We start from the raw sequence: 23,167 nt of genomic DNA on the forward strand, positions 1-23,167 counted from the left end.
AGCTCGGTGACCAATTGCCGCTCCCGTCGATTCATTTTGACGCTTGGCCTCTCCCCCCACGATGCCGCGATTCTAACGAAAAATCGCTGTGGTCCTTGCTTTCCCCGCGATCGGTGGAGCCGCGTCACCTGCTATAAAGATAACGGCTCGGTCAATGAAAGCTTGAAGTCGGCACGTCTAGGAATTTTCTCTAGCGTAGTTCGCCAACCACGCACTGCGCTCGATCACCCCCGGCCTGCCGTTCCTGCTGACATAGCCAGCGCGCCCTTTGTAACTCTTCAACAGCGCTGCGCGTCTGTCAACCCGATGCGCTTTGCGAGTTGCGCGCCCAGCGCTTCAGTGCCGGGCGATTGAGCATCGTCATTTCCGCTTCCCCTTCGGGTAGTTCTGCCGCGCACCGATGATGCGCACAATTTCAATCACGTTGGCTTGCTTCCTGATCCGGTAGACCAGCACATAGTTGGGCGTCAGGACCATTTCACGGGTGCCACGCACGCGGCCGGCCTTGTATAACTCCGGGTGGTCGGACAGCGCGTCCGTCTGTCGTTCTATCCGGTCGTCCAGTTCGAGCGCGGCGCTTGGGTTGTCGGCGGCGATGTAATCGAACAGGCTGATACGTTCTTCACGCGCGAGCGCGCGCCATTCCACAATCAAGATTTAGCCCCGGCCCGCGTGAGCTGCTTGCGCAGCGCGGCCTTCTTCCCTGCCATCTCCTTTTGCACCTGCGCATGCGGCACGTTCGGGCGCGGATCGTCGAGCGACTCCTGCACCTGTTCACGGAACCACTTGTCGTAGGCGGCGGCTTCGTGCGCTTGGCGCATGCGCTCGGACGCATCGACGCGATGCCGCTGCGGCCTGGCGGCCGCATCGTAGCCGGTCGCGTCCACCTGAAAGCGTGCGATGCCGATGCGCCGCAGGAACGCGACGAGGGTGTCGAGCTTTAGCCAGATGCGCACGTTGCCGCGTCGCACCGCGAGCACACGCTCGGTCCTGCCATACTGGATCACGACGCCCCACCCGCCCGCCTGCGCGATCACCTTCGCGCTGCGCACGCTGTTCGCCTCCACGAGCTTTTCGAGCGTCCCCTGGTCGATGGTGTCGAGCGAGCTTGTCACGGCGTCACCTCTTGGTTTCCAATCAATAATTATAGTGTACGCCAACTAATTACTGACTGGTAGCCAGATAGCAAGTGGCGAGCATATCGACTGGACATAACGCCCACCCTGATTTCTGCGATGTTGGCTCTGTTACCGACGCTGAGTCACCGGATATTTTCCGCCAGCGTTTTATGAAAGGCTTAAGCCCGCTGGCGTCGATCGTCAGGGCGATACTCGCGGACGCAGCTGCTCCCGCAACACCGCGAGCGGTGTCCTAAAATAAGGCGATCCCAGACGGATCCGAAGGAGTTTCTGTCGAGAACGCCGCGCTTCTTTTCAAGGTTGACGATAACGAACTCACCAAGGTCAACATCGACGGGCAACCGTTCCGCCGCGAGAATCACCTGGTGGTCATCTTTCGCCGAACGTCCCAGTATCGAAATCATCTTGCCCAGATTCTCGTCGTCCTGTCCCGATTGCTGCGGCGTGTCCACGATAAAGGGAAACTGGACTGCTTCGCCCCATTCCGCATTTGTGGCGAGTAACGCGAGATGAACAGCCAGCAGAGAACGCGGGCGTGAGCTGCCGCCGGTATGGGCTCGCGAACCCGACTTCTCCCCGCGAATCTGTTCCTCTGGCGGCACGTTCAAGAGGTTCGACAGGCTTCGCAATTGATCGGTGTAGTACCTCAGAACCAGTTTCTGGCGTTCCTTGTCTTCGAACTTTCGCACCGAAGCTTCTGCCGCGTGTTTGGCGCTTTCCAAACGCGCGACATCAGCGCCGAGAGCAGCGCTCACTCGCTGGAATGCCGTGTCCAGGGTCTTCTTACTCTGAGCGGCTAGCACATCCTCCAGCTTCAGCCGAACACGACGTTCACCCTGGAGCGAGGCAAGTTCCGCAGCCTGCTTCTCAATGGATCTCAGATTCGTCCGCAATGAAGTTTGGGGGTGCGGCGGAATTCTTGGACTGGGTTATGTTGTCAGCCCGAGACTCTCCCGGTATTCAATCGGACTGAGTGCGCCAAGCGAGATCTTGATCCGTTTCTCGTTGTACCAGCGAATGTACGAGTCAACGACCTCAATGAACTGGTCGGTGCTGATGGCCTGCCAGTCCCGAGAGTAAAACAGTTCCGTTTTCAGCCGTCCAAAGAAGCCTTCGCACGCCGCGTTATCGGGCGAGCAGCCCTTGCGCGACATTGAACGAATCAGATTGGCCTCCCGTATTCGGGTAAGCCAGCCTGGCCAGCGATAATGCGCACCGCGATCTGAATGGACGACAGGTCGGCTGTTGCTACTGCCTATTGCTTCGATGGCAGCATCTAGCATCGTATTCACAAGCTCGGCGTCTGGTCGCGTACCGATCGACCAACTGATCACAAGCCCATCGAAGCAGTCAATGATCGGCGACAGATAGACTTTGCCGGCAGGAATCTGGAACTCCGTGATGTCCGTGAGCCACTTTTCATTCGGTGCTGCGGCCTGGAAATCCCGGTTGATAAGGTTATCCGGAGCAGGACCGATTTCTCCAGCGTAGGAGCCGTATCGACGTCGCCTCGTCGTGGCCGCGCTTAGCTGTTCCTGCTTCATCAAGGGCCGAACGACTTTCTCCGAGACGAAGACTTTCTGCCTGCCAAGTGCCGCACGCACCCGGCGATATCCGTAGCAGCGGTGGTTCAGTTCAAATATATCTGCAATGGCAAGGCGTACACCAGCATACTTGTCGGCAGTCTGTATCCGCGCCCGGTGATAGAAGTAGGAGCTACGGGCGAGCCCCAATTCAGCAAGAAGCTCCGGCAGCGTGTAAGTCTGTTTCAGGGCATCAACCAGCTCCGTCTTCTCCCGATTCGTCAGGAGTTGCGGGTCGACGCCCAGGCCTTTTTTTAATATTTCATTGGCCTTCTTCAGGATGTCGTGTTCGATCTGGAGCTTCCGGATGTCTCGTCGGAGTGATTCGACCTGCTGCTCCAGCGTCGCCTGCTCGGAGGTCTGCGGCGGATCGTTGCGGCGTGTCATGGTTGAAACAGCCTCCTGACCGAGTAACCGATTTCTCCAGTTGTACAACGTCGGGCGGCTCACGCCAATCTTTTTGGCAACTTCCTCAGCGCTTTCCCGTCGAGTGCACAGATCGATGACCGCGGTCTGCCTGAGCTCTGGTGCGTACCGAATACCCGAAGTCTTCCCGAGAGCGCGTTTCCTTCGTTCAGGCTGCAGCTCGTCGAGCCAGGCGACGAGCGTCCCGCGTCCCGGATATCCCAAGGCCTTTGTCGTTGCTGCCAGACACTGGCCGTGGCTCATGTAGTGGTCCGTGGCCGCCTTTTTTTGTTCTACCGAGTAGCGCGGCCTCAAGCAAATACGTTCCCTCGGCAAATCCAGGAATCGCTCGTACGCGTGATACCAACGTTCGAGAGATTTCGTTGTGGGATAGCCTAATTGACGAACGGTCGCGGTAAGGCGCTTTCCAAGCCTCAAGTAGAGCTTCACTGCTCGGATGCGGTCTTCGTACGAATACATGGACTAGCTCCTGATAGTCCAAGAATTCCGCCGCACCCCCAAATCGGACATTACTAAATAGCTCCCACAGATACGGTATAGCCAGCGGTTTTTATGTCAAGAGCCTGCTTTCGGCTCAAATCCGGGCGGGACCATATCAGTACTTCAGCGTGTGTTGATCTGCGTCGATGTGGCCAGCCAACAGTGACCACGTCGATTACTCGTCCGCGCTTTATCTGGCAGTTGACGAAGATTACAAACCTCTGCCGATAATATAATGTCGCAATAGCATCGCTATAGGAGCGAAATACATCCCTGCTTTTAATTTTCCGACGAGCGATAGATCATCGGCGCTTTTGGTAATATTCAATTTAGCGCCTTTTACGCGCTCGAAGCATTCAACTGAGATATCGATTAGAGGTCGTTTAGGCTTCTGGCGTGCGACACATAGTCAACCTGGCGTCTAAACCATTCAGATACTGTCGTGATATCTTCTTGAATGTCACTCTTGGCTTTCACTATTGATGACATAAGTTCCACCATGTATGCTTCGGCTGCACCGGCGTCTTCGCGCGGCGTCTATCTTCAAGGCCGAGTCTGCAGTCAATCAGGTGCTCAATCAGCACATGTGCAAGCGTCAACAGATGCGCTGGTCTCCCATCGGGGCTCATCTGCTTGCCCAGGTCCGACGTGCTGTCATCAACGGTCACCTTGTTCAAAGACTTGCGAGATATGAGCCACCAAGGCAACCATTGTCGCGCGAAGCTGCCGAGTTCCTGGAGAAGCTCGGGTTGGCATCGCAGCAGTTACAACCCCAAGGTTTTTAACGCTCCCACACAGCGAACACCGCCTCGTTCGAAGAGCGGTTCACCCGTCGGCTTACCTCAAGAATATCGATTATCCACGCGCTTCAGGAATGGACGCACCTCGACAGTCCGCCAGATTCCCGCCCGATTGAAAGGATCGTCCCGATTGAACCGCACGACCGTATCGACGTCTTCGCTCTCGTAAAGAAAGAAGCTGCCGATCATCGTTTCGCCATCCAATGCGAGCAACGGCCCGGATATGAGTGTCCTGACCGGCGACGTCGCGAGATAGGTCTTGTGGGCGTCGTAATGTTCACGCCGCTTCTCGACCATGCCTTCGTGATCGAGACAGTAGACGGTAATGTGCATAGCTCCTGATTCTCCTTGTGGATTGCATGTGTCATCGACACGTTTCAAAAGGCTTGGTGCGACTTCGCTTCGATCAGGCGAAGCACCGAAAAGAAATCCTCCTCCGCACCCGATGAGCCGGCATGCTCCGCGTATCTGGCCTGCACGATGCGCGCCGTCTCCAGGTCGATACCGTTCGCGTTCGCAGCGTTCACGACCAGCGTCATGTCCTTCAGCATCTGACGCGTGGAAAAGGCGGGCTCGAAGTCGCGCCGCTTCAACGACTCCAGCTTGTATTCGATCAATGGCGATGAAACGACGCTCTGCCCGATCACATCGAGCATCGCGTTCCACTCCAGCCCGCCGCTGCTTCCGAGCGTGAGCGCTTCCGCCAGCGTGACCGCGGCGGAGCCGACCATATGGTTGATAGCCAGCTTGAGATAGCGCGCCTGCTCTTCACTTCCGACGAAGAAGCGCTTCGACGCGATCACATCGAGCAGGCGCTCGATCCGTTCGTAGGCGCCTCGCGGACCCGACGCGAACACGGTGAGCTTGCCTTGCCCGGCAAGCGCCGTGCTACCCGATACGGGCGCGGCGATGTAATCGACGCCGCGCGCGGAAGCTGTCGAGCGAACCCGCGTGGAGATCCCGGGAGAGACCGTGCTCATGTCGACGTAGAGCATGCCCTTTCGTGCGGCGGCGATCAGCCCGTCATCGCCCAGGGTAATGTGCGCGAACGCCGCGTCATCGGGTATGACGGAGAAGACCACGTCACAACGCTCGGCCATCTCCCGCACGCTCGCTGCGGCATGCGCGCCCTGCTTCTCCAGCGAAGCGACGGCGTCGCGGTTCAGGTCGAACACATGCAACCCGGTTCCGGCCTTCAGTAGATTGAGCGTCATCGGCACACCCATTTTTCCGAGGCCGATCCAGCCCACCTTGTGCCCGTGTAGCCCGTTTTCGATCGTCATGCATTTCTCCTTCATTCAGCCAGGTTGTTCAGAGAGAGGCGGCTCGCGCATCGGCGTCACGCACACGGCGGAGCGCCTTCGAACGCGTTCCAGATCAGAGCCCGAATAGCGCTCGTCTCGATCGGCCGCGGATTCCAGTACGGAGATGCGCAGGTGATCTCCGCAGCGCGATCCACGTCTTGCGCCCGCATGCCGATTTCCTTCAGACTCATCGGCGCGCCGGTTTGTCTTGCCAGCTCGTACACGCCGAGCGCCGCGTCGCTCGCATCGACGGCGCGTGCGATGCGCTTCATCGCTTCGGGCGCGGCGACGCGGTTGTAGGCGAGCGCGTGCGGGAGCACGATCGTGTGGGTCTGCGCGTGCGGAAGGTCGAAGCTGCCGCCAAGGGTGTGACAGAGCTTGTGATGGAGGGACATGCCCACGCTTCCCAGAACCGAACCACACAGCCAGGCGCCATAGAGCGCGAGCGAGCGGAATTCGATGTCATCCGGCGTGGAAACGAGCTTCGGAATGGCGCGGGCCAGGGAGGCGATGCCCTCCTCCGCCATCAGACTCGTCACCGGATTCGCATCCTGCGCGTAGAGCCCTTCGGCCGCGTGTGCAATCGCGTTGATGCCGCTCGTGACCGACAGACCGACCGGCAGCGTCGTCGTGAGAAGCGGATCGTAGATCACGCATTTCGGCAGGACGCGCAGATCGGTGCCAGTCCGTTTCAGGCCCGCCTCCGTTATGCCGAAGATGGGCGTCATCTCGCTGCCCGCGTAGGTCGTCGGAACGGCGAGGATGGGCATCGTCGATTCGAGCGCGATCGCCTTGCCCAGACCCATGGCGGATCCGCCGCCTACCACGATCACGCAATCGGCCTTCGACGCAGTCGCAACCGAACGGGCCTCCCTCACGAGTTCGAGCGGGACATGCATCATCGCGCGATCGAACAGGCCGGCTGCGCGTGCGCCGAGCCGACCGGCGATGTCCGCACCCGTCGCGCGCTGCTCCGCGCTGCAGATCACCAGCGCGCGTTCGGCGTTCAGGTTGATGAGCTCGCGTTCGAGATGCCGCAGACTGCCTGCACCGAACACGATGCGTCCCGGACGGGCCTGATAGGTGAAATCAAGAGTATTCATGCATGGGCCTCGGACACAAGTGAATCAGGCGAGAATCTGCGCTCGGTTCAGGATGAAGTCATAGTCGAGCGTGTACCACGGGACCTCGATCCTGCGTCCGTCCGGCGCAATGCCCGGGTCGTGCCGAATCCAATCCGCGACCAGCGTCGATCGGACGCCGAAGACCACGTCGGAGTCCAGATATCTGTCTCCTTCACGGAAGACCTGCGTGATCAACGTTTCAAAGCCGGGCGCCTCGATCCTGAAGTGCAGATGCGCCGGCCGCCATGGGTGCCGCCCCGTCGCGGCCAGCATCCGACCCACGGGACCATCGTGAGGGATGGGATAGGCTTCGGCGAGAATCGTCCTGAAGTTGAAGAAGCCTTCGGCGTCGGTTCGCAACCGGCCGCGGGCACGATGAGACGATGCGTGGCTGTCGTCGAGGCGTTGAACGTCATAAAAACCATCCTCATCGGATTGCCACACATCGATCCAGGCGTTCCCCACGGCCTCGCCATCGGCACCCCTGACCTGTCCCTTCACATAGCAGGGCGCGCCGCGCGCGCCGTTCGAGATGTCGTCGCCGTTGTGATAGATCGGCGCTCCGTCGACGAAGAACGGCCCGAACACCGTCGACTCCGTACAACTCGCGGGCTTGCCGGTGCTCTGCGACATGACCAGCGTCGAGAGCCCGAGTGTGTCGGACAGAAGAATGAACTCCTGTCGCCTTTCGTCGGTGATGTCACCGACCTGAGTCAGAAAGGCGATGGCCTTGGACCACTCATCCTCCGTCAACCGGACGTCGCGCGCGAACGCGTGAAGATGTTGCACGAGCGAGGTCAGTATCGTCTGCAGTCTTGCATCCGCACATCGCGTCATCGACGACACGACCGCCTCGGTAATCGAATATTCGTTGATATCACGCACGTTCTGTCCCTCTGTATCCGCCCGCTGTTTCTGCCGGGCGAGCATGGCGTGTCTGGCGCCGCCCGCCCGTTTCCATTCCTGTTGCGTCCCGCGCTATCGCTTCTGCTTTCCCTGCGTGAGCCAGGTCGCGTACATCTTCTTGATCTGGTCGGAAGCGGGATCGAGGTTCATCAGCGCGCCGAACATCTCCGCGCCGTACATGAACGAAATCCAGCACGACAGTTCCACGATCTCCTCTTCGCTGAAATGCTCACGCATGTCGTCGAACACCGCATCGGAGACGCCGGTGGGACTGGCGGCAACGCTTTTGCCGAATCGCACGGCAGCGCTGATGCGCACGTCGTCGTAATGCGACTGCGGCTCACCCAGCGAAGCGCAGAACCTGCATCCGCTTTGCTGCGCGACCGCGCGGCGAACCTCTTCCTTCAGGTCGGCGTCGAGCTTGCCGCCGAACCGGAGGAACTCGTCCATCTCCATCCACTTTCGGGAGATATCTTTCCGGTGGTCCATGATGTTGTAGTACGGCGTTCCGGCGCGCGTCGCCTGTTCGAGTCGGGGCATCACATGTCTCCTTGATTGGTCGGGTGAATCGTTATTGCGCATTGGACTCAAAAGCACTGAGCATTTCCAGTGAGATCAACTGCACATCAGTTTCCAGATAGTCGAGGCGCCGCTCCCAGAAGCTGCTGAGATACGGCATGGCGAGGTGCTTCTCGAGGCTTTCACGACTCGTCCATACCTCGTAGAACACAAAGTGGTTCGGATCGTCCGCGTCGGCGTGCAGGTGATAGGCAATGCAGTCCGCTTCCCCACGAGTGGGCGTAACAAACGAATGCAGCACTTTCAGCAAGTCCTCCCGCATGGCGGGCCTGGCGTGCAAATGGGCAATCAGGGTCAACATGCCGTCTTCATCCTTTCGAATAGCCGCCATCGACGGCAATTACCTGTCCCGTCACGCCACTCGCGTCGTCCGACAGCAGGAACACGACCGCGGCGGCGATTTCGGTGGGCTGCATCAGGCGCTTCATCGGCGTGTCGTTGAGCCAGACAGCGACCATCGCGGGGTCCTTCAACTCGATTTCCTTAAGCAAGGCGGTCTGCGTATAGCCCGGCGCCACTGCATTCACACGTACGTTCGACGTCGCCCACTCGACGCCCAGCAGGCTGCTCATGTGTCCGACCGCCGCCTTGCTGATGCCATACGCGACATGTCGCTCGGGACGGACGACACCCAGGCCAGCGATCGAAGCGATGTTAACGATCGATCCGCCACCGTCACGCGTCATCTGCTTGCCGAATTGCTGCGACAGAAGAAACACTGCCTTGAGATTGATGTCCATCGTCCTTTGCCAGATTGCTTCGGTGCAACCGAGCGCATCATGGGGCAGCGCGATACCGGCGTTGTTCACCAGACCGCTCACGCGCCCGAAGCGCTGCTGCACCGTGCCCGCCAAATCTTCTGCGGCGTGAGCGTGGGTCAGATCGACCTGGCGGAAGTGCACCTTCGCGCGCGCCCGGCCCAGTTCCGCGGCGACCGCTTCGCCGGCCGGATCTACGTCGCAAAGCACCACCTCCGCCTTCTCTTCGACGAGGCGCTCGACCACCGCGCGACCGATTCCTTTTGCGCCTCCCGTTACGACAAAAAGACGTCCCTCAGGTCCCGTCATACGTTCTCCTGTTGGTAATTTGATTGGTACCGATCCAGCTAACTAGTACTCCTATAGTTATGCAGTACGCCTCTTTGCGCTGACTCGGCTCCTTCTCTACTTCACGTTCTCCAAACGCCTTGACTTCGCGCCTCGAATGATCGCTTCGAGCAAGGCAATGTTGTCGACCATTTCCTCGCCCGTGATGGGGTATGCGCCTCCACGCACCGCGCGGGCGAATGCTTCGAGGTTCGTGAGCACCGGTTCGGCGCGCGGCACCTCGCTGATCGTTATCGCTTCTCCCGCGCGACCTTGCGTGACGATCCAGCCGTCGGGCGCCTCGACGTGCGCGCGATCGCGGATATCGATCCATCCTTTCGTACCGAAGACCGCGAATCGCGACACGAACGGCGTCGCAAGACTTGCGCTGATGTAGGCGGTTCCGCCGTCACGGAACCGGCACAGCGCGCTCAGGGTGTCACCTGAAGGAAGGCCAGACGCGAGTTGTTCACATGTCACCAGCACCTCTTTCGCGGGACCCATGAGTTTTACCGCCAGATCCGTCAGATGGATGCCCGTTGCGGTCATCCCGGCAGCCGGCGCATGTTCCGGCTGCAAGCGCCAGTTGTCAGGATCGAGACCGAGGAACTTGTCGTGGCTGAAGTTGGCCTCGATCTGCAGCAACCGTCCAAGCGCGCCTGACGCACAGGCATCGATCATCGCGGATACGGGCGGCTCGAATCGCCTCTCATGTCCCATGCCCAGCACCAGTCCGGCTTCACGGCACAATGTCACCGCTCTGTGCGCGCCCTCACGCGTCAGCGCAAGCGGCTTCTCACAGAACACATGCTTCTTCGCCTTCACGGCCGCCTCGATCTGACTCTCATGCGCCGAATGAGGCGTCGCGAGGATCACCGCTTCGACCAAAGGATCGTTCAGCGCATCGGCCAGCGTCTCGCTCAGCGAGATGCCGTAGTCGGCGGCGAACGTTCTCGCGCCGTCGATTCGAGGCTCGACAGCACGCACGACCCTGAGCGCTTCGCTGCGCTCCTGCAGTAATGAGGTCATCTTCCGGCCCCACCAGCCCAGTCCCACCATCGCGACTTTCAATACCTGCGCCATTTCATCTCTCTCCCGACACATCTCAGACGAGCACCATGCCGCCGTCGCACATGATCACTTGCCCCGTGATGTAATCCGAGTCCGGACCTGCGAGGAACGATGCGATGCCGGCGAGATCCTTCGGATGCGCCGGACGGCCGAGGAGAATGTTCGATGAAAAGGATTCGATGAACTCGCCGCGTTCCTTGATCACGCCCTTGTCGATCATGTCCTTTTCCAGGCCCTCCCAGAGCGGAGTAACGACGACGCCGGGCGCGATCGCGTTAACCGTCACCTTATGGCGGGCCAGCTCGCGCGCCGCGGCCTGCGTCAGGGATATCACGGCCGCCTTGCTGGCGCAGTAAGGCGCGAATTCGGCGTACCCTTGGCGACCCGCGATCGAAGCCGTATTGATGATCTTGCCCCCCGTCTTCTGCGCGATCATCTGCTTCCCGACTTCCTGCATGCATACCATCACGCCCAGAGCGTTCACGCGATAAATCGACGTGAAGTTGTCTTCGTCGACCTCAAAAAAAGGCAGCGGCTTGTTGAATCCCGCGTTGTTGAACATGACGTCGATGCGGCCGAACTTCGCCACGACCGATTCGACTAGATGCCGCACGTCCTCGCGCTTTGAGACGTCGGCTTTCACCGCCATTGCAGGAACGCCCGCTTCCGACAAGGAACTCGCCAGCGCATTGGCCTGTTCATACCTGAGATCCGCGATAACCACGCTCGCCCCATCCGCCGCAACCCTGCGAACGATGCCTTCACCGAGGCCTTGCGCCCCGCCTGTTACTACTACGATGCGATCCTGCAACGCTTTCATTCAAGTCTCCTTTGACTCTCTTTTGAATCGAACTTCGATGGCCGCGGGCAACAACGGTCCTTCCGGCGAGCGAATCGACGCCGCCCGGGAAGCTGGTTGGATCAGGACCGGTGAGCAGATTGGAAACCAGTCTATGAGTCTGTCCTCATCCGGACAAGGGACTGGATATCCAAAGCGGATATGCGTTAAATCATGCGGTCGAGCAGCGCCTGTATGCGTCGGTTTGCGCGGGACAACGCCAGAGAAGGCGAGGTTAATCCGCTCAATGCGTCGTGGATGTCTTCTCCCAGCACGTCTTCGATGGCGTGATAGACCGGCAGCCAGGGGCGCATCGATGTATCGAGCAGACGGTTTTGCGCGAGTTCCTTCACGAAGCTCACGACCGGAGACGCCGCATCGAACTCCGAATCGCTGCCGACGCCCGACTCTGGCACCAGCGGCAAGCCGTTCTGCGCGAGACTGGTCCGCGCGCCCGATGAGGCCATCCAGTCGATCGCCTGCGCGGCCAGGACCATACGCTCCCGTGGCAGGTTGCTCGGGACCGCAAGAAGGAAGCCGCCGACCGGTACCGTCTGTCTCGCTCCATGACGGTTCGGACGAGCCAGATATCGAACTTTGCCCTTTACTGTCGACCGAAGATCGAACTCGAAGCGCGCGGCGCGCATCGACCAGACGTAAGCCATCGCGCAGCGTCCACTCATGAACTCGTCCATCGTACGGTCGCCGTTGAACGACAGAACGTCCGGAGCCGATACTTCGAGCAACTGCTGCATGAATTCGAGTGTCGAACGCGCCGAATCCGATTCGAGCAGCGCACTCCACCTGCACTGCTCTTCGACAATGTCGAATCCGCATTCATCCCTGTCCGCGGCGGAGGCCACTGCGCCACCGTGGTCATTGAGAAAGAACATGAACGCGCTGGCGATCGGACTTCCGCGTGCTCCATTCCAGGAAACGCCCGAGATGCCGCCGGCCTTCTGAAGCGCGCTTGCGCTCGCGAGCACCTCGGCCGGGGTCCTCGGCGCACGAAGACGATTTTGTTCGAAGAGATCTGCTCTTACTGCGAGCGCTTCGACTGTGATGTAAAGTGGCACGCCCGCCTGCTGGCCCGCCCATGACGAACAGTCCCAGATGGCCGGATGAAAGCGGCGCGCATCCGACGTTGGCCGATAGCGCGCAGCAGGCAGCACCAGCTCCTTGCTCACGAACTCGGGCACCCACGGCAAATTCAGCGCGACGACATCGAAGTCCGAAACCTCTCGCGCCGCGTTGGCCAGCACCGCCTCGTACAGTTCGGAAAGCTCGGCAAGCTCGAAGTCAGCATTCCTTCCGGCGCTTGAACGAATGTCCACCCACAGGTTACGCAGCGAGGAAAAGTAGTTATCTTGATGAAACAGAAAACGCAGCCCGGGCTGCGCGCGTCTGGATGACAGTCCGTCGAAAAGCGTTCGCGGCGGAAGCAGGCCCGCCATGTTTTCGCGCCGCTCGCCAAAAAAATACTCTTCGTCTCGTTGTGCGTCCGTGCGCATGCCGAGCGTCTGCGCAAAAAGCACCTTGATCCGTTGCACGAACTGACCGCAATGCTCCCAAAGCAGCGAACTCGGAAACAGCTCGTAGCGCCGCTCGCCGGGACCGATGACGTGCTTTTCGATCAAGCCATCTTCAATCATCCGTTGAATGCGTCGGCTCGCCGTTCCGTAAGGAAGACCGCTCTTGCGAATCAACTCCGTGATCGAAACCGAATGGTTCAGTATGCGTGCGCGCATGAGGTGCACGATGATCGCCCAGTCGGCATCTGGCTCCAGTCTTCGAACCGTGTCCTGAAGGGCACTTCGAGACCCATGGATGAAATCAAGAATGTTGAGTATTTCCCTGGCTTCCATAGCACTACTCCCGCCGCCATGAGTGTGTTGCGCGAGACGGAACTCGCTCTCACGGCGTCGGAATATTATGGACCGCTCGGTGTCTAATACGCAACCGGGTTTTCCTGTAGTAGCATCGATGCCCGCCGGGGCGCGCTACATGACGACGAGGGAGGTGTCGGGGACGCACGCGGGATACAGGTCAGTCCCTTCGCGCGACGCGCGTCGCTTCTGTTGCCTGCGGGCCATCCACGTGACCCGTCACGCGCCCCCCGCACGCTCACCCGCGCGCTTCGCGCCGGGTGCCTCGTCGGGTCAGCTCCTCAGCACAGCAGCGACCAGTTGACGAAGCTGGCGACGCGTCGCGCCCCTCTCGCCTGCACGGCCAGCCAATGAATGAACACCGACAGGAATGCGGCTGCGTCACGGCTCGTCATGCCTGCCAGCAGCGGCCCGGCATCCTTGACGGACTTGTAGCCGGCGCGCAAACAGCGCTCGATCTCATTGCGGCCGACAGTTCATGAGGATGTTCTAGGCCAGACGGTTCTAAACCCAGATCGAGCGCGATTCCGTCTGTGAGTGAAAAAGAATGTCGGCCTCGTTCGATGCAATCGAACGTCATCGCCAATGCGTTCGAACGACATTCGAAACCTTTTGGTCCATAATACATCTCATCGTCAACCGCGGTAACATCCAACACGGAGCAGACCATGTCGAAGGGATTCAAGGGAACGCGTATTGCAGTCGTCTACCACAGCGGCTATGGCCACACGCGGAAAGTCGCGGAAGCCGTCGTGCGCGGCGCGGACAGCGTCGATGGCGTCGAAAGCCTGCTGATCAGCGTTGAAGATATCGACAGCTACTGGAGCGTGCTCGAACAGGTGGACGGCATCGTTTTCGGTGCGCCGACCTATATGGGAAGCGCATCCGCCGAGTTCAAGAAGTTCATGGACGCGACGTCTCGCAACGTGTTCGCCAAGGGCAGCAAATGGGCCGACAAGGTCGCGGCCGGTTTTACCAACGCGGCATCGCGTTCCGGCGACAAACTGGCCACGCTTCAGCAGATGGCGATTTTTGCCGCACAACACCGGATGCACTGGGTCAATCTCGGTCTTCCGCCGGGACACAATCATTCGAAGTCGACGGAAGACACGTTAAACCGTCATGGTTTCTTTCTTGGCGCCGCCGCGCAATCGAATGCCGACGAAAGCGCCGAAGTGACGCCGCCCGAGGCCGATCTGCGCACCGCCCAATTCCTCGGGGCGCGTGTGGCGCAAGTGGCCGCACAACTGGCTGCGGGACGCGCCGTGCTGAACGCCGCGGAAGCCGCCGCCTGAACACCCCTCCTTCGATCAAACCCCTTCATTCAAACTCAGGAGCAATGTCATGTCTGAAACCATTTCGTTCATCGTTCGTCTGCCCGGCAAGCCTGAAGCACGCGACGAACTCTATTCGAGTCTCGTGAAGGTGCTCGACGCGATGTCGCATGAGCCGGATTTCGTGAACACTTATCTTCACCGTTCGACGGAAGATCCCGATACCCTGGTACTCTACGAAACGTGGGCATGCAGCGCCGAGTACTTTGTCGACTATCACCTGAAGAAAGACTATCGCGTCGACTACGAAGGCAAGCTCGCGAGCATGCTGAAGTCGGAGCGGCACATCGAGTGGCTCGAACCCATCAAAGGCTACGAGCGCAAAGCCAACTGATGCCTGACGGTTGGCGGCGGATTTTGCCCGCCGGTCTGCTCGAATAGCGGCGGCGGCCTTGAATCGAGGCACGCCACCGCATGCGTTAACCACGGTCTCTTGCAACCCTTGCTCATCATGAACAAACCGGTTTCCAGGCGACTTGCCGGACTCGCGCTCTGCGCCGTGATGCCTTTCGCCCACGCGCAGTCGTCACTGTCGATCACCGGCCATATGGACGGCGGTGTCGATTACATCAGCAATCAGAATGGCGCGAAGAGCGTGCTGTTCGACAGCGGCATACTGGCGCCGAATCTGCTTACCATCAAAGGGCGCGAGGATCTGGGCGGCGGGAACTCGGCACTGTTCGAACTGACCTCGCAATTCGATCTCGGGACGGGACAGACCATCCCGCAAGCCGGCGACATATTCAACCGCACGGCACTGGTGGGGATCGAAAACAGCCATTGGGGAACCGTCACGTTCGGGACGCAGTACGACTTCATGTTCTCCACGCTGACGTTGAACCGGTTCGACGGCGCATTCCTTTACGGCGGCCTGTACGGATTCCGGCAAGGCCCCTTCTCCGCGCTCGGTGTGCCGGAGAATCCCACGGGTGCGTTCGACTTCGACCGCATGGCGGGTGCGACGCGGGTGTCGAATGCAGTCCGGTACGAGACACCCAGACTGGCGGGTCTGCAGGCGGGCGCAATGTATGGATTTGGCGGCGCGCCCGGTTCGCTAGCCAAAGACTCGACCATGAGCTTCGGCGCCAGCTACGTGCGCGGCCCTTTCGCAATGGGCGCCGCCTACGTCGACGTGCGCTATCCCGAACTCGACGGTGGCTATGGGAGCATCAGGAACTACGGCGTCGGCGCGCATTATGAGTTTCGTCAACTGCTCGCCATGCTGCTGTACACGAACACGCGCAACACGCAATCGGGCGGCGCCGTCGATGTCTACAAGGTCGGCGGATACTGGCAGCCGGCCGGTCCGTGGACCTACGGTATCGACTATCAGTTCATGCGCGGCAATGCCGAACTGCAACACAACCACGCACACCAGATCACGACTGCGATCCAGTACAACTTCTCGAAGCGCACGACCGCCTACGCGGAAGCCATCTATCAGCGTGCCAGCGGCGACAACGACGCCCAGGCATGGATAAATGGCCTGCTGCAGGCCAATGGCGGCTCCTCGAGCCAGAATCAGGCGCTCGTCAGAGTAGGCCTCCAGACCCGCTTCTGAGCGTTCTCGCTTTGGGCAGATCAGGCGCAGCGGCGGTAAGCCGTTCAGCTCGCGAACCTCGAGCTGCGCCGGGTCATTGCCCGCACGCGCGCGCAGCCGGCAGCTTCATAACCGAGCTGGTATTGGATCTGTGCCTCCAGATCGCGGACCTGTCAACCAAGCTCCTTCAGAAGCTCCGTCAAACATTGAATCAGCAACCGCAACGATCCGGGTCAGGTCGTCAGCAGCATCTTCAACCAAATTTGGCACGCGACGGGCGATGTGGGTGATGCCCTGTGGAGCGACGAGCCCAAACTCACTGAACAGTCCGCGGATCTGGTTCGCCTGTGCCGTACGGGCTTTTACAAATCCCTCGATGGTCGGGCGCGGCTGATTTCTTCAGCGATGGACACGTGCTCTCGAAAGCACTACGAAGTACCCCCCTTCTGTCCTTTTCCACTTCACCGCAGCTGGCGTCCAGCTTCCTCCAAATACGCGGACACCGCTTTTCTACTGCAACAGGAAGTCGATGTTTCGTCACCCCGTCCGCGGTGAGAGTCGTGAGCGACCGTATGAATGTCCTCGCTCGAGGTATAAACTTGCCGAGGTCGGGTCCGTCGGGCGGGCGAACCAATAACCTTGAATTTCCTCGCAGCCGCTATCAATCAAGAACTGAAGTTGTTCGTGTGTCTCGACGCCTTCCGCTACGACGTGCATGCCAAGAGTTCGGCCCATGGCTAGCACAGCTTTGACGATGACCTCGTCCGCACGTGACTTGCCGATGCCTTGCACGAATGACATGTCGAGCTTCAACCGGTCCGCCATGAAACTGCGAACGTAACCGAGGCTGGAATAGCCGGAACCGAAATCATCGATGGCGATAGAAACTCGCTTGTCACGAAGCGCGCGAAGCGTCGCCAAGGAACGCGGCGTCATCAGCACACCTTCCGTGATTTCGAGTTCGATATTGCGAGGATTAACGCCGGTGCGCTCCAGGATAGCCGCAACTGCAGAAAGGAAGTCTGCACGCGCGAACTGGACGGGGGATACGTTAACGGAAACGACAATGTCGGGGTGCTGGCGCGCCCATATCTTCGTCTGCCGACAAGCCTGATCGAGCACCCACTCGCCGATCTGTACGATGAGGCCGTTCTCTTCCGCAATTGGCACAAACACCGTAGGACTAATTGGTCCTCGTGCGGCGTCATTCCATCGGAGGAGAGCTTCAAACCCATTCACCTTACCGATTGGCAACGACAGGCGTGGCTGGTAGACCAGGGAAAACGCGCCGGCCGTCAGCGCCTGACGCAGATCCTGCGCCAATGCTGCGCGCTCGCTTCTCTCAAACTCGATCGCTTCATCGAAGATCTGAATGCTGTTGGGTCCCAAAGACTTCGCTCGATACATTGCCGAATCCGCATACTTCAACAGGGTTTCCGGATCCCTTGCGTGATCGGGAAACATGGCAATGCCAACGCACGCCTGCGGTCCGATGACCTTGTCGTCGAAGACGACGTCATCATTTAACAAGCCTTGCATCTCTTTCGCAAAGGCGAGGAAGCAATCGATGTCCCATCGGCCGTGCACGATGGCGACGAACTCGTCTCCTGCAAACCTCGCGACAAATGCGCCGCGCGGTAGGTAGGTCGACAGTCGACGGGCAACCTCACGCAACACCACGTCACCAGCAGAATGGCCGAGCGTGTCGTTGATCTCCTTGAAGTTGTCAAGATCAAAGAAGATGAGCGCGATCCGCTCTCCATCGTCGCCGGCGCGGCCGAACATGTGTGCCATTCTGGATGTCAGCCCAAGCCTGTTGGGAAGCTGAGTAAGCGGATCCTCGTGCGCCTGCATTCTCAACTGATCCTGATATCGGATAGTTTCCGATACGTCATTGAAAACCGTTACGCAGTGCGTCGGCCGCCCCTGTTCATTGAGGACGGGTGCAACTGCCAGCCGGCTCCAGTAAGAAGTCCCGTCGCGCCGGTGGCTTTGCAGCAGGACAGCCCCCTCGCCGTCTGAACGCATCATCGACTGTATCGACCGGGCCTCGGCGGAGGACACATTGCATCCGAGCACCGACCAGTGCTCGGCCCCGATGACATCCGCTACCGCGAAGCCGGTAATCCGCTCAAATTCCGCGTTGGCATAGATGATGACGTTCTGGTCGGCCCGTTTGCATGAGATTAGTACCGCGTTCCTAGACGCCTCCAAGGCGCTGCTACGTACACGCAATTCTTCCTTAGCACGCTCGTGTCCGGTTACATCGCGTGCGGAAATAAAGCATGCCTTGCATCCCGCATAGTCCAGCAGATGGAAGGCAACATCAACGTAGATAATAGTGCCGTCATCACGCTTATGGCGACGCAAACCACCAGAGCCGCCACGCAGTCCAGACTCGATGTATCCCCGCAAATCTCGCCGGAAGATTTCGGCGTCTTCCGCGGGACGAAGCAGGTCCATCCGTGTACTGATAAGCTGTTCGAATGATGTGCCGTATTGACGTTGCGCAGCAGCGTTTGCCGTCAAAATCACGTAGGTATTGACGTCGAAAATGAGCATCGCGACAGGGTGATGTTCAAAATAGTCCTTGAACCGGCGTTCCGATTCATAAGCAACGATCCTGGCCCCCGATCTGGCGAGTGCTGCGCGATGGCTCATGAAGAGAGCGGTGAAAAGCAGGAGTGCCCCGGATGCGACCGAAACGGCCAGTGAAATCTTCTGCCTGACAAGCTGCGACTGCGCGGTGAACTGCATTTGCGCGATATCGTTCCGCTCCTGGCTTCGAAGCGATGTCAGCGCCGTCATGATGGAACTCAATGTTTCGTTCGCTCGTTGCAGCAGATACGGGTCGGGCGGTACACCATTGCCAGCCATAGCGATACTTCGGGCTGCGGCGTCTAACTCCGGCGGCCACATGGCACTGAGGCGTCTCAACTCTTTCAGTTTCCTCATCGCTTCTTGTGACGCGGCAAAATCGTCTTCCAGCCTGTCATAAACGCCTGCGACAGCAGCGGCGCGCGCTATCGGCCAAGCCCGCGAGTTGTAGCCTGCCGCTCCGACTCCTCGGAGAAAGTCAGTGTTCGCGGCCATGTGCAGTGCCAGTAGCGTCTCCAACTCAGACGTCACGGTGAGAGCTTTGCGCAGGCGATTGTCTGCCACTCCACGAGTCGAAGTTGCGTTAGAAATTACGCCAAGGGTCAGGCAGATTGACAGAATCGTCAGTGCGGCGACGACGCCAAATCTACGGCGCCGTCGACTCATCTTCGCCTCCGGTCCATGCGGGGTTTCTACGTTCATTGCAAGTGCTGAAATGGCCGCGCTCCCAAAGTCGGAGGCGCGCGGTCGGAAACCTCAAGATTGCGAGCACGCTTCGCATTGACAGCGATGGATCGATGCCCTACCTCGTCAGAAGTTCGAAGGACGATGTTGCCTATGGCATCGCGCGTCCGCAACACTATTACGGGTATTCGAAATGCTCGATTTATCCGTATTTTCCCCAAGGGCCGTAGCGGACGAAATGATGCTCACATGCACGAAGCATTTCTGGGGCGCGATCCAAGCCGGTCAGCACTGCTTCGGATCGACTGCTGGATAAATGGTCGTGCGCCCAGAGGGACCAACTAGTCCAGACCGGTATCGCGGCGCGCTTATGCGCTAGCGTTTTTATCCGCGGCGCAGTCCTACTTCGTCGACGGCCCAAGCGAGAATCATGCGGCTGTGATCAGTCATCAGATAGCCCCGCTCTGCCCGCGGGCGAAAGATGCTGTCGCCATAACGGATCTGCCTGCCCGTCAATAAACAGAACGAATCGGCGCGTGCGCGGCCCAGTCGCCACACCTGATCTGAGTAATGACCCATTCGGGCGTCGCTCCAGCATACGCTCACCGTTTCAGACGACAACCGTTCGATAACGGAAATGTGCGTCGGCCGAGGCTGCGGATCGACTGCACTGACGCTATCTTCTCGCAAGCGACGTTTCTTCAGGTAGAACCGTCTTTTCTTCCGGCGCTCTATGCCTGTCTTCGAATCCGGCGTGTGCGCAACGGATGTCAGGATATCGAGCAAGGCGCGTCGCCCAATTTCGTCTTCTACAAGAGCGTCCATCATATTCCTCTGCCAAGAAGGGTTTTCAGTATCCGTGGAGCGTCATAAATGGCGCCCTTGGATTGCAGCTCAAGCTGGTCATCTCGCATTGCCGAGGTCGGCTTGCCATCGACGCAGCATTCTTATCGCGCCCGTCGCCCATGCCCTGAATTGTCAGTTATTCCTAACATCCGTGACGCCGGAGACGCCTCGTGCAACGGTAGCCGCTCTATCCGCCGCGACGCTGGGCCAGCGTACCCGGAAGCATGACGACGCGAGGTCAGCGTGAAAGCGATGCCGATGCTGGTCGGTTGCTCCGCCGTGCCGAGCGGATGATGTACGTCCTGTCTCAAACGGCGGTCGTCTGCATTCGTGACCGCGAGGGTTTGCATGCTGTCGCCATGTGTCGCAGCCTTGCGCGATTCGGAGCGCCCGCAACCAACGCCCAGACGGTCGGCGACAGCTCAGCACCGAAATCATGCACGCCCCTGTCATTGCGATCTTTGAATTCACCCATCCGATCTAGCGAAAACTAGCGACACGCGGCTTCACGACGCAACTTCGCCGGGCATTTAAAATGCCGTAACGTCGCAGCGCTGTTCCCAACCGCGCTTCCGATGTGCTCACCACCCGTATTTCAGTTCGATACCCACATAGTCCGCATTGCTGCCGCCCGCATTGCGAATTGAATCGCCGACCTGGAAGTGCACCGCTTCGACGGAACCGATCAGGTTCGCCGCTATGGTCCAGTCGGCGCGCACTTGCACATACATGCCCGTCCACCGGCTGCCGTGTCCGGCCGTCCCGGGCACCACGGCACTGCCCTGCTGATACACGGCGTCCGCTGTCGTCTCGCGCCACTGGAACCCGAGCGCGCCGAGCAGCGCGAGCTTGCTTGTCGGCTTCAACGTGATCGACGGCTTGACGTGGATGAGATTTGCATAGCCCGTGTAGCCCGCAAGCGTGAAGTAGTACCCGTTCGGAAACAGCGGATTGAACGTCTCGACACGCCCATCTCCGGGATGCCGGTCGCCCGAAGCCGCATCGACCTGCACGCCCACGCGTGGGGTCCACGGCAAGTCCAGCGTGTAGCCTGCCAGCGAGCCCACCGCCCACGCGCTGATCGTCTTGGTGCCGACGTGCCCCGACTGGTACATCGACTCCACATCCCAGTCGGCGCGGCCCACCTTGCCTGAGTAGCGAAGGTCGAAGACGTCGCGATGCTCGTCGCCCGTCGCATCCAGGAAGTGCGCATTCGAACGGTTATACCTTGAGTAATAACCTGAGAGGTCGCCGGGTCCGACGCCCTGCCGCTCGAAGCGCACGCCGCTGAACGTCAGGTGCCGGTTGGAGAAATCATCGAACGTCGTCACGTCGCGGTACTGCACAGGCTGCGTCAGGTAGCCGATGAAGCGCCATTTCTGATACTCGTAATCCGCCCAGATCGCGTCGTACGCCTGTCGCACGTTCGGACCGTCGCGAACGGAGATGAACCGTTGCAGGTCGAACGCCATCTCCTGGCGGCCGATGCGGAATTTCACGGTGCCGGGCCCCAGTGGACTGACCCACGCGACGAACGCCTGTTCGAGGTCGAGCGGATTCTTGTCGACGGGAGTCACCGTATCCTTGCCGAACGGTCTCGCATCTTCGAGTTGTGCAAAGAACTGGAGGTACGGGCCAATACGCGCATCGGCACTGACCTGTGCGCGCTGTATCACGTAGGTATCGGAATGCCCCGTGCCGATGCCGAAGAGCGGCGCATCGTTGACCTCCAGGCGCTCGCGCAGATTCGCTCCCAGCGACAGATACGAATGCGGATCGCCACCCAGCGGAATGTATTTGAGGCTATCGAGCGGTTGCCGGGGCACGCACCTGTCCGCGAGCACCGACCAGTCCTCCTGCCAGCGATTGAACAGCACCGCGGGCCGCTTCGCGGTGCACTCGGCGGTTGCCGTGCCGGCGGATGCCGTATCTTCCGTCGCTCGCGCACTGCCGCCCGCCACCAGGCCGGCGATGAAAAGGGCAAGATCCGCCGCAGCATACGCGCCTGCGAACGGCGTGGAACACACACGCGTCATATTGCCTCCGTCTCAGAGAGTCGTGAAACAAGTGCAATACTTCCTCCGCGACACTCGTCCGTATCTGTCCGAAGCCTTCAATTCGACGAAACAGGCAAACTGCGGCGATCACCCAGTCCGACTGCCCGCCTCCACTATTTCCTTGCGTCTGTCGCGGTTGTGGAACCGGTTGGCGAAGCCGTTGTGGGAGCCGCCATCTCCCTCTGACCACCGCGGGCATTGAGCGCGAGCCACACGAGCACGACGAACGGCAGCAGCAGTGCCCAGAACCCAACATGCCGATACGCGAGCGCACCCGCGATCGCGCCCGCAGCGAACGCGACGATGGTGGGCAGCATCTTGCCCAGACGCGTTAGCGCGACCGCCTGTGCATCGGATGGCGCACGCGGCGAAAGCACGTCGATCGCATCGAGCACGGCCTGCGTGACGTTACCCGTCATTACGGTGTTCGGCACGCCGGGGCGCGCGACGAGCCGACCGTGCGCGTTCTGTACACCCATCGCCGCCGCGCCGACCATCCCGCAGACGATGACGGGTGTGCTGCCTGAATGAACGACGGGCGATACGCCGACACCCGCAAGGCAAAAGGCCAGCATCAGCGTCGCCTGAACCGCATAAAGAAGACACTCGGCACGGTTGGGCGCCGCCGGTCCCAGGCGCTTCACGAGCAGGCTGCTGATGACCACGCCCGCAACGAATGCCGGGAACGCCATCAGCTTCATGAACGCGCCCTGCCCGAAGCCTGCCGCCTCCGCGCCGATGAGCACGAAGTTCCCCGTGACGTGCGCAGTGAACAGGCCGAACAGCGCGACGAAGCTGAGCGTATCGACATAGCCCGCGATGGCGGCGAGCACGCTGTCTTCAGATTTCATCGATCATCTCCACTCCCAGGGATGACATCGGAGCAA

22 protein-coding genes and 2 pseudogenes are annotated in these 23,167 nt (G+C 59.8%); 4 read left to right on the top strand and 20 right to left on the bottom strand.

Annotated features, from left to right (window positions below; translation table 11 throughout):
- Positions 1–360: 360 nt before the first annotated feature.
- From SB822_RS44470 to SB822_RS44485, 4 genes are all read right to left on the bottom strand, one after another.
- Positions 361–654 carry a type II toxin-antitoxin system RelE/ParE family toxin gene (locus tag SB822_RS44470; RefSeq protein WP_410857617.1) on the bottom strand — a complete coding sequence of 98 codons (294 nt, stop codon included), beginning with the start codon at positions 652–654 and terminating at the stop codon, positions 361–363.
- A complete protein-coding gene (locus tag SB822_RS44475; protein WP_410857618.1) occupies positions 651–1,115 on the bottom strand; it encodes a hypothetical protein in 465 nt (154 codons plus the stop codon). Before SB822_RS44475 ends, SB822_RS44470 begins: the two co-directional genes overlap by 4 nt.
- A gap of 182 nt (positions 1,116–1,297) precedes the next feature.
- Positions 1,298–2,032: a hypothetical protein gene (locus SB822_RS44480; RefSeq protein WP_410857619.1), complete on the bottom strand. Its 735-nt coding sequence runs from the start codon at positions 2,030–2,032 to the stop codon at positions 1,298–1,300.
- A 36-nt stretch (positions 2,033–2,068) separates the two neighbouring features.
- Positions 2,069–3,607: an IS3 family transposase gene (locus tag SB822_RS44485; RefSeq protein ID WP_410857620.1), complete on the bottom strand. Its 1,539-nt coding sequence runs from the start codon at positions 3,605–3,607 to the stop codon at positions 2,069–2,071.
- 563 nt (positions 3,608–4,170) lie between these two features.
- On the opposite strand from SB822_RS44485, the pseudogene SB822_RS44490 reads away from it, so the two are divergent.
- Positions 4,171–4,441 (top strand): annotated as a pseudogene (locus SB822_RS44490) (ISKra4 family transposase); the annotation flags it as partial.
- A gap of 29 nt (positions 4,442–4,470) precedes the next feature.
- On the opposite strand, the gene SB822_RS44495 reads toward SB822_RS44490, so the two are convergent.
- From SB822_RS44495 to SB822_RS44545, 11 genes are all read right to left on the bottom strand, one after another.
- Positions 4,471–4,761, bottom strand: coding sequence for a YciI family protein (locus SB822_RS44495; RefSeq protein WP_410857621.1), 291 nt, complete (start codon positions 4,759–4,761; stop codon positions 4,471–4,473).
- Between the two features lie 44 nt (positions 4,762–4,805).
- The gene (locus SB822_RS44500; protein ID WP_410857622.1) at positions 4,806–5,711 is read right to left on the bottom strand and encodes an NAD(P)-dependent oxidoreductase; all 906 of its coding nucleotides are present in this window, start codon (positions 5,709–5,711) and stop codon (positions 4,806–4,808) included.
- A 56-nt stretch (positions 5,712–5,767) separates the two neighbouring features.
- A complete protein-coding gene (locus SB822_RS44505; protein WP_410857623.1) occupies positions 5,768–6,835 on the bottom strand; it encodes a maleylacetate reductase in 1,068 nt (355 codons plus the stop codon).
- A 24-nt stretch (positions 6,836–6,859) separates the two neighbouring features.
- Positions 6,860–7,741, bottom strand: coding sequence for an intradiol ring-cleavage dioxygenase (locus SB822_RS44510; protein WP_410857624.1), 882 nt, complete (start codon positions 7,739–7,741; stop codon positions 6,860–6,862).
- Between the two features lie 93 nt (positions 7,742–7,834).
- Positions 7,835–8,302, bottom strand: a complete 468-nt coding sequence (locus SB822_RS44515; protein WP_410857625.1) for a carboxymuconolactone decarboxylase family protein — start codon at positions 8,300–8,302, stop codon at positions 7,835–7,837.
- A 31-nt stretch (positions 8,303–8,333) separates the two neighbouring features.
- On the bottom strand, positions 8,334–8,642 hold the full coding sequence (locus SB822_RS44520) for a putative quinol monooxygenase (RefSeq protein WP_410857626.1): 309 nt from the start codon (positions 8,640–8,642) through the stop codon (positions 8,334–8,336).
- Positions 8,643–8,649: 7 nt separating this feature from the next.
- A complete protein-coding gene (locus tag SB822_RS44525) occupies positions 8,650–9,408 on the bottom strand; it encodes an SDR family NAD(P)-dependent oxidoreductase (RefSeq protein WP_410857627.1) in 759 nt (252 codons plus the stop codon).
- Between the two features lie 96 nt (positions 9,409–9,504).
- Complete coding sequence (locus SB822_RS44530) at positions 9,505–10,509, bottom strand: Gfo/Idh/MocA family protein (RefSeq protein ID WP_410857628.1); 1,005 nt, start codon at positions 10,507–10,509, stop codon at positions 9,505–9,507.
- A gap of 22 nt (positions 10,510–10,531) precedes the next feature.
- Entirely contained in the window at positions 10,532–11,317 is a 786-nt protein-coding gene (locus tag SB822_RS44535) for an SDR family NAD(P)-dependent oxidoreductase (RefSeq protein ID WP_410857629.1), read from the bottom strand.
- A gap of 185 nt (positions 11,318–11,502) precedes the next feature.
- Positions 11,503–13,200: an extracellular solute-binding protein gene (locus SB822_RS44540; RefSeq protein WP_410857630.1), complete on the bottom strand. Its 1,698-nt coding sequence runs from the start codon at positions 13,198–13,200 to the stop codon at positions 11,503–11,505.
- 302 nt (positions 13,201–13,502) lie between these two features.
- Positions 13,503–13,667: a hypothetical protein gene (locus tag SB822_RS44545; RefSeq protein ID WP_410857631.1), complete on the bottom strand. Its 165-nt coding sequence runs from the start codon at positions 13,665–13,667 to the stop codon at positions 13,503–13,505.
- Positions 13,668–13,889: 222 nt separating this feature from the next.
- Here SB822_RS44545 and SB822_RS44550 point away from each other — a divergent pair, with 222 nt between their 5' ends.
- From SB822_RS44550 to SB822_RS44560, 3 genes are all read left to right on the top strand, one after another.
- Positions 13,890–14,516, top strand: coding sequence for a flavodoxin family protein (locus SB822_RS44550; RefSeq protein WP_410857632.1), 627 nt, complete (start codon positions 13,890–13,892; stop codon positions 14,514–14,516).
- Positions 14,517–14,565: 49 nt separating this feature from the next.
- Positions 14,566–14,889, top strand: coding sequence for a putative quinol monooxygenase (locus tag SB822_RS44555; RefSeq protein ID WP_410857633.1), 324 nt, complete (start codon positions 14,566–14,568; stop codon positions 14,887–14,889).
- A gap of 117 nt (positions 14,890–15,006) precedes the next feature.
- The gene (locus SB822_RS44560; RefSeq protein WP_410857634.1) at positions 15,007–16,116 is read left to right on the top strand and encodes a porin; all 1,110 of its coding nucleotides are present in this window, start codon (positions 15,007–15,009) and stop codon (positions 16,114–16,116) included.
- A gap of 158 nt (positions 16,117–16,274) precedes the next feature.
- On the opposite strand, the pseudogene SB822_RS44565 reads toward SB822_RS44560, so the two are convergent.
- The 5 genes and pseudogenes from SB822_RS44565 to SB822_RS44585 all read right to left on the bottom strand — a co-directional run.
- Positions 16,275–16,470: pseudogene (locus SB822_RS44565) on the bottom strand (IS110 family transposase); the annotation flags it as partial.
- Positions 16,471–16,632: 162 nt separating this feature from the next.
- A complete protein-coding gene (locus tag SB822_RS44570) occupies positions 16,633–19,395 on the bottom strand; it encodes a putative bifunctional diguanylate cyclase/phosphodiesterase (RefSeq protein ID WP_410857635.1) in 2,763 nt (920 codons plus the stop codon).
- Positions 19,396–19,761: 366 nt separating this feature from the next.
- Positions 19,762–20,205: a DUF3331 domain-containing protein gene (locus SB822_RS44575; protein ID WP_410857636.1), complete on the bottom strand. Its 444-nt coding sequence runs from the start codon at positions 20,203–20,205 to the stop codon at positions 19,762–19,764.
- Positions 20,206–20,804: 599 nt separating this feature from the next.
- Entirely contained in the window at positions 20,805–22,259 is a 1,455-nt protein-coding gene (locus SB822_RS44580) for an alginate export family protein (protein WP_410857637.1), read from the bottom strand.
- 134 nt (positions 22,260–22,393) lie between these two features.
- Entirely contained in the window at positions 22,394–23,131 is a 738-nt protein-coding gene (locus SB822_RS44585; protein WP_410857638.1) for a YoaK family protein, read from the bottom strand.
- Between the last annotated feature and the right edge of the window lie 36 nt (positions 23,132–23,167).

Source organism: Paraburkholderia sp. SIMBA_054 (genome assembly GCF_046534875.1).
In the GTDB taxonomy this organism is placed as follows: domain Bacteria; phylum Pseudomonadota; class Gammaproteobacteria; order Burkholderiales; family Burkholderiaceae; genus Paraburkholderia; species Paraburkholderia hospita.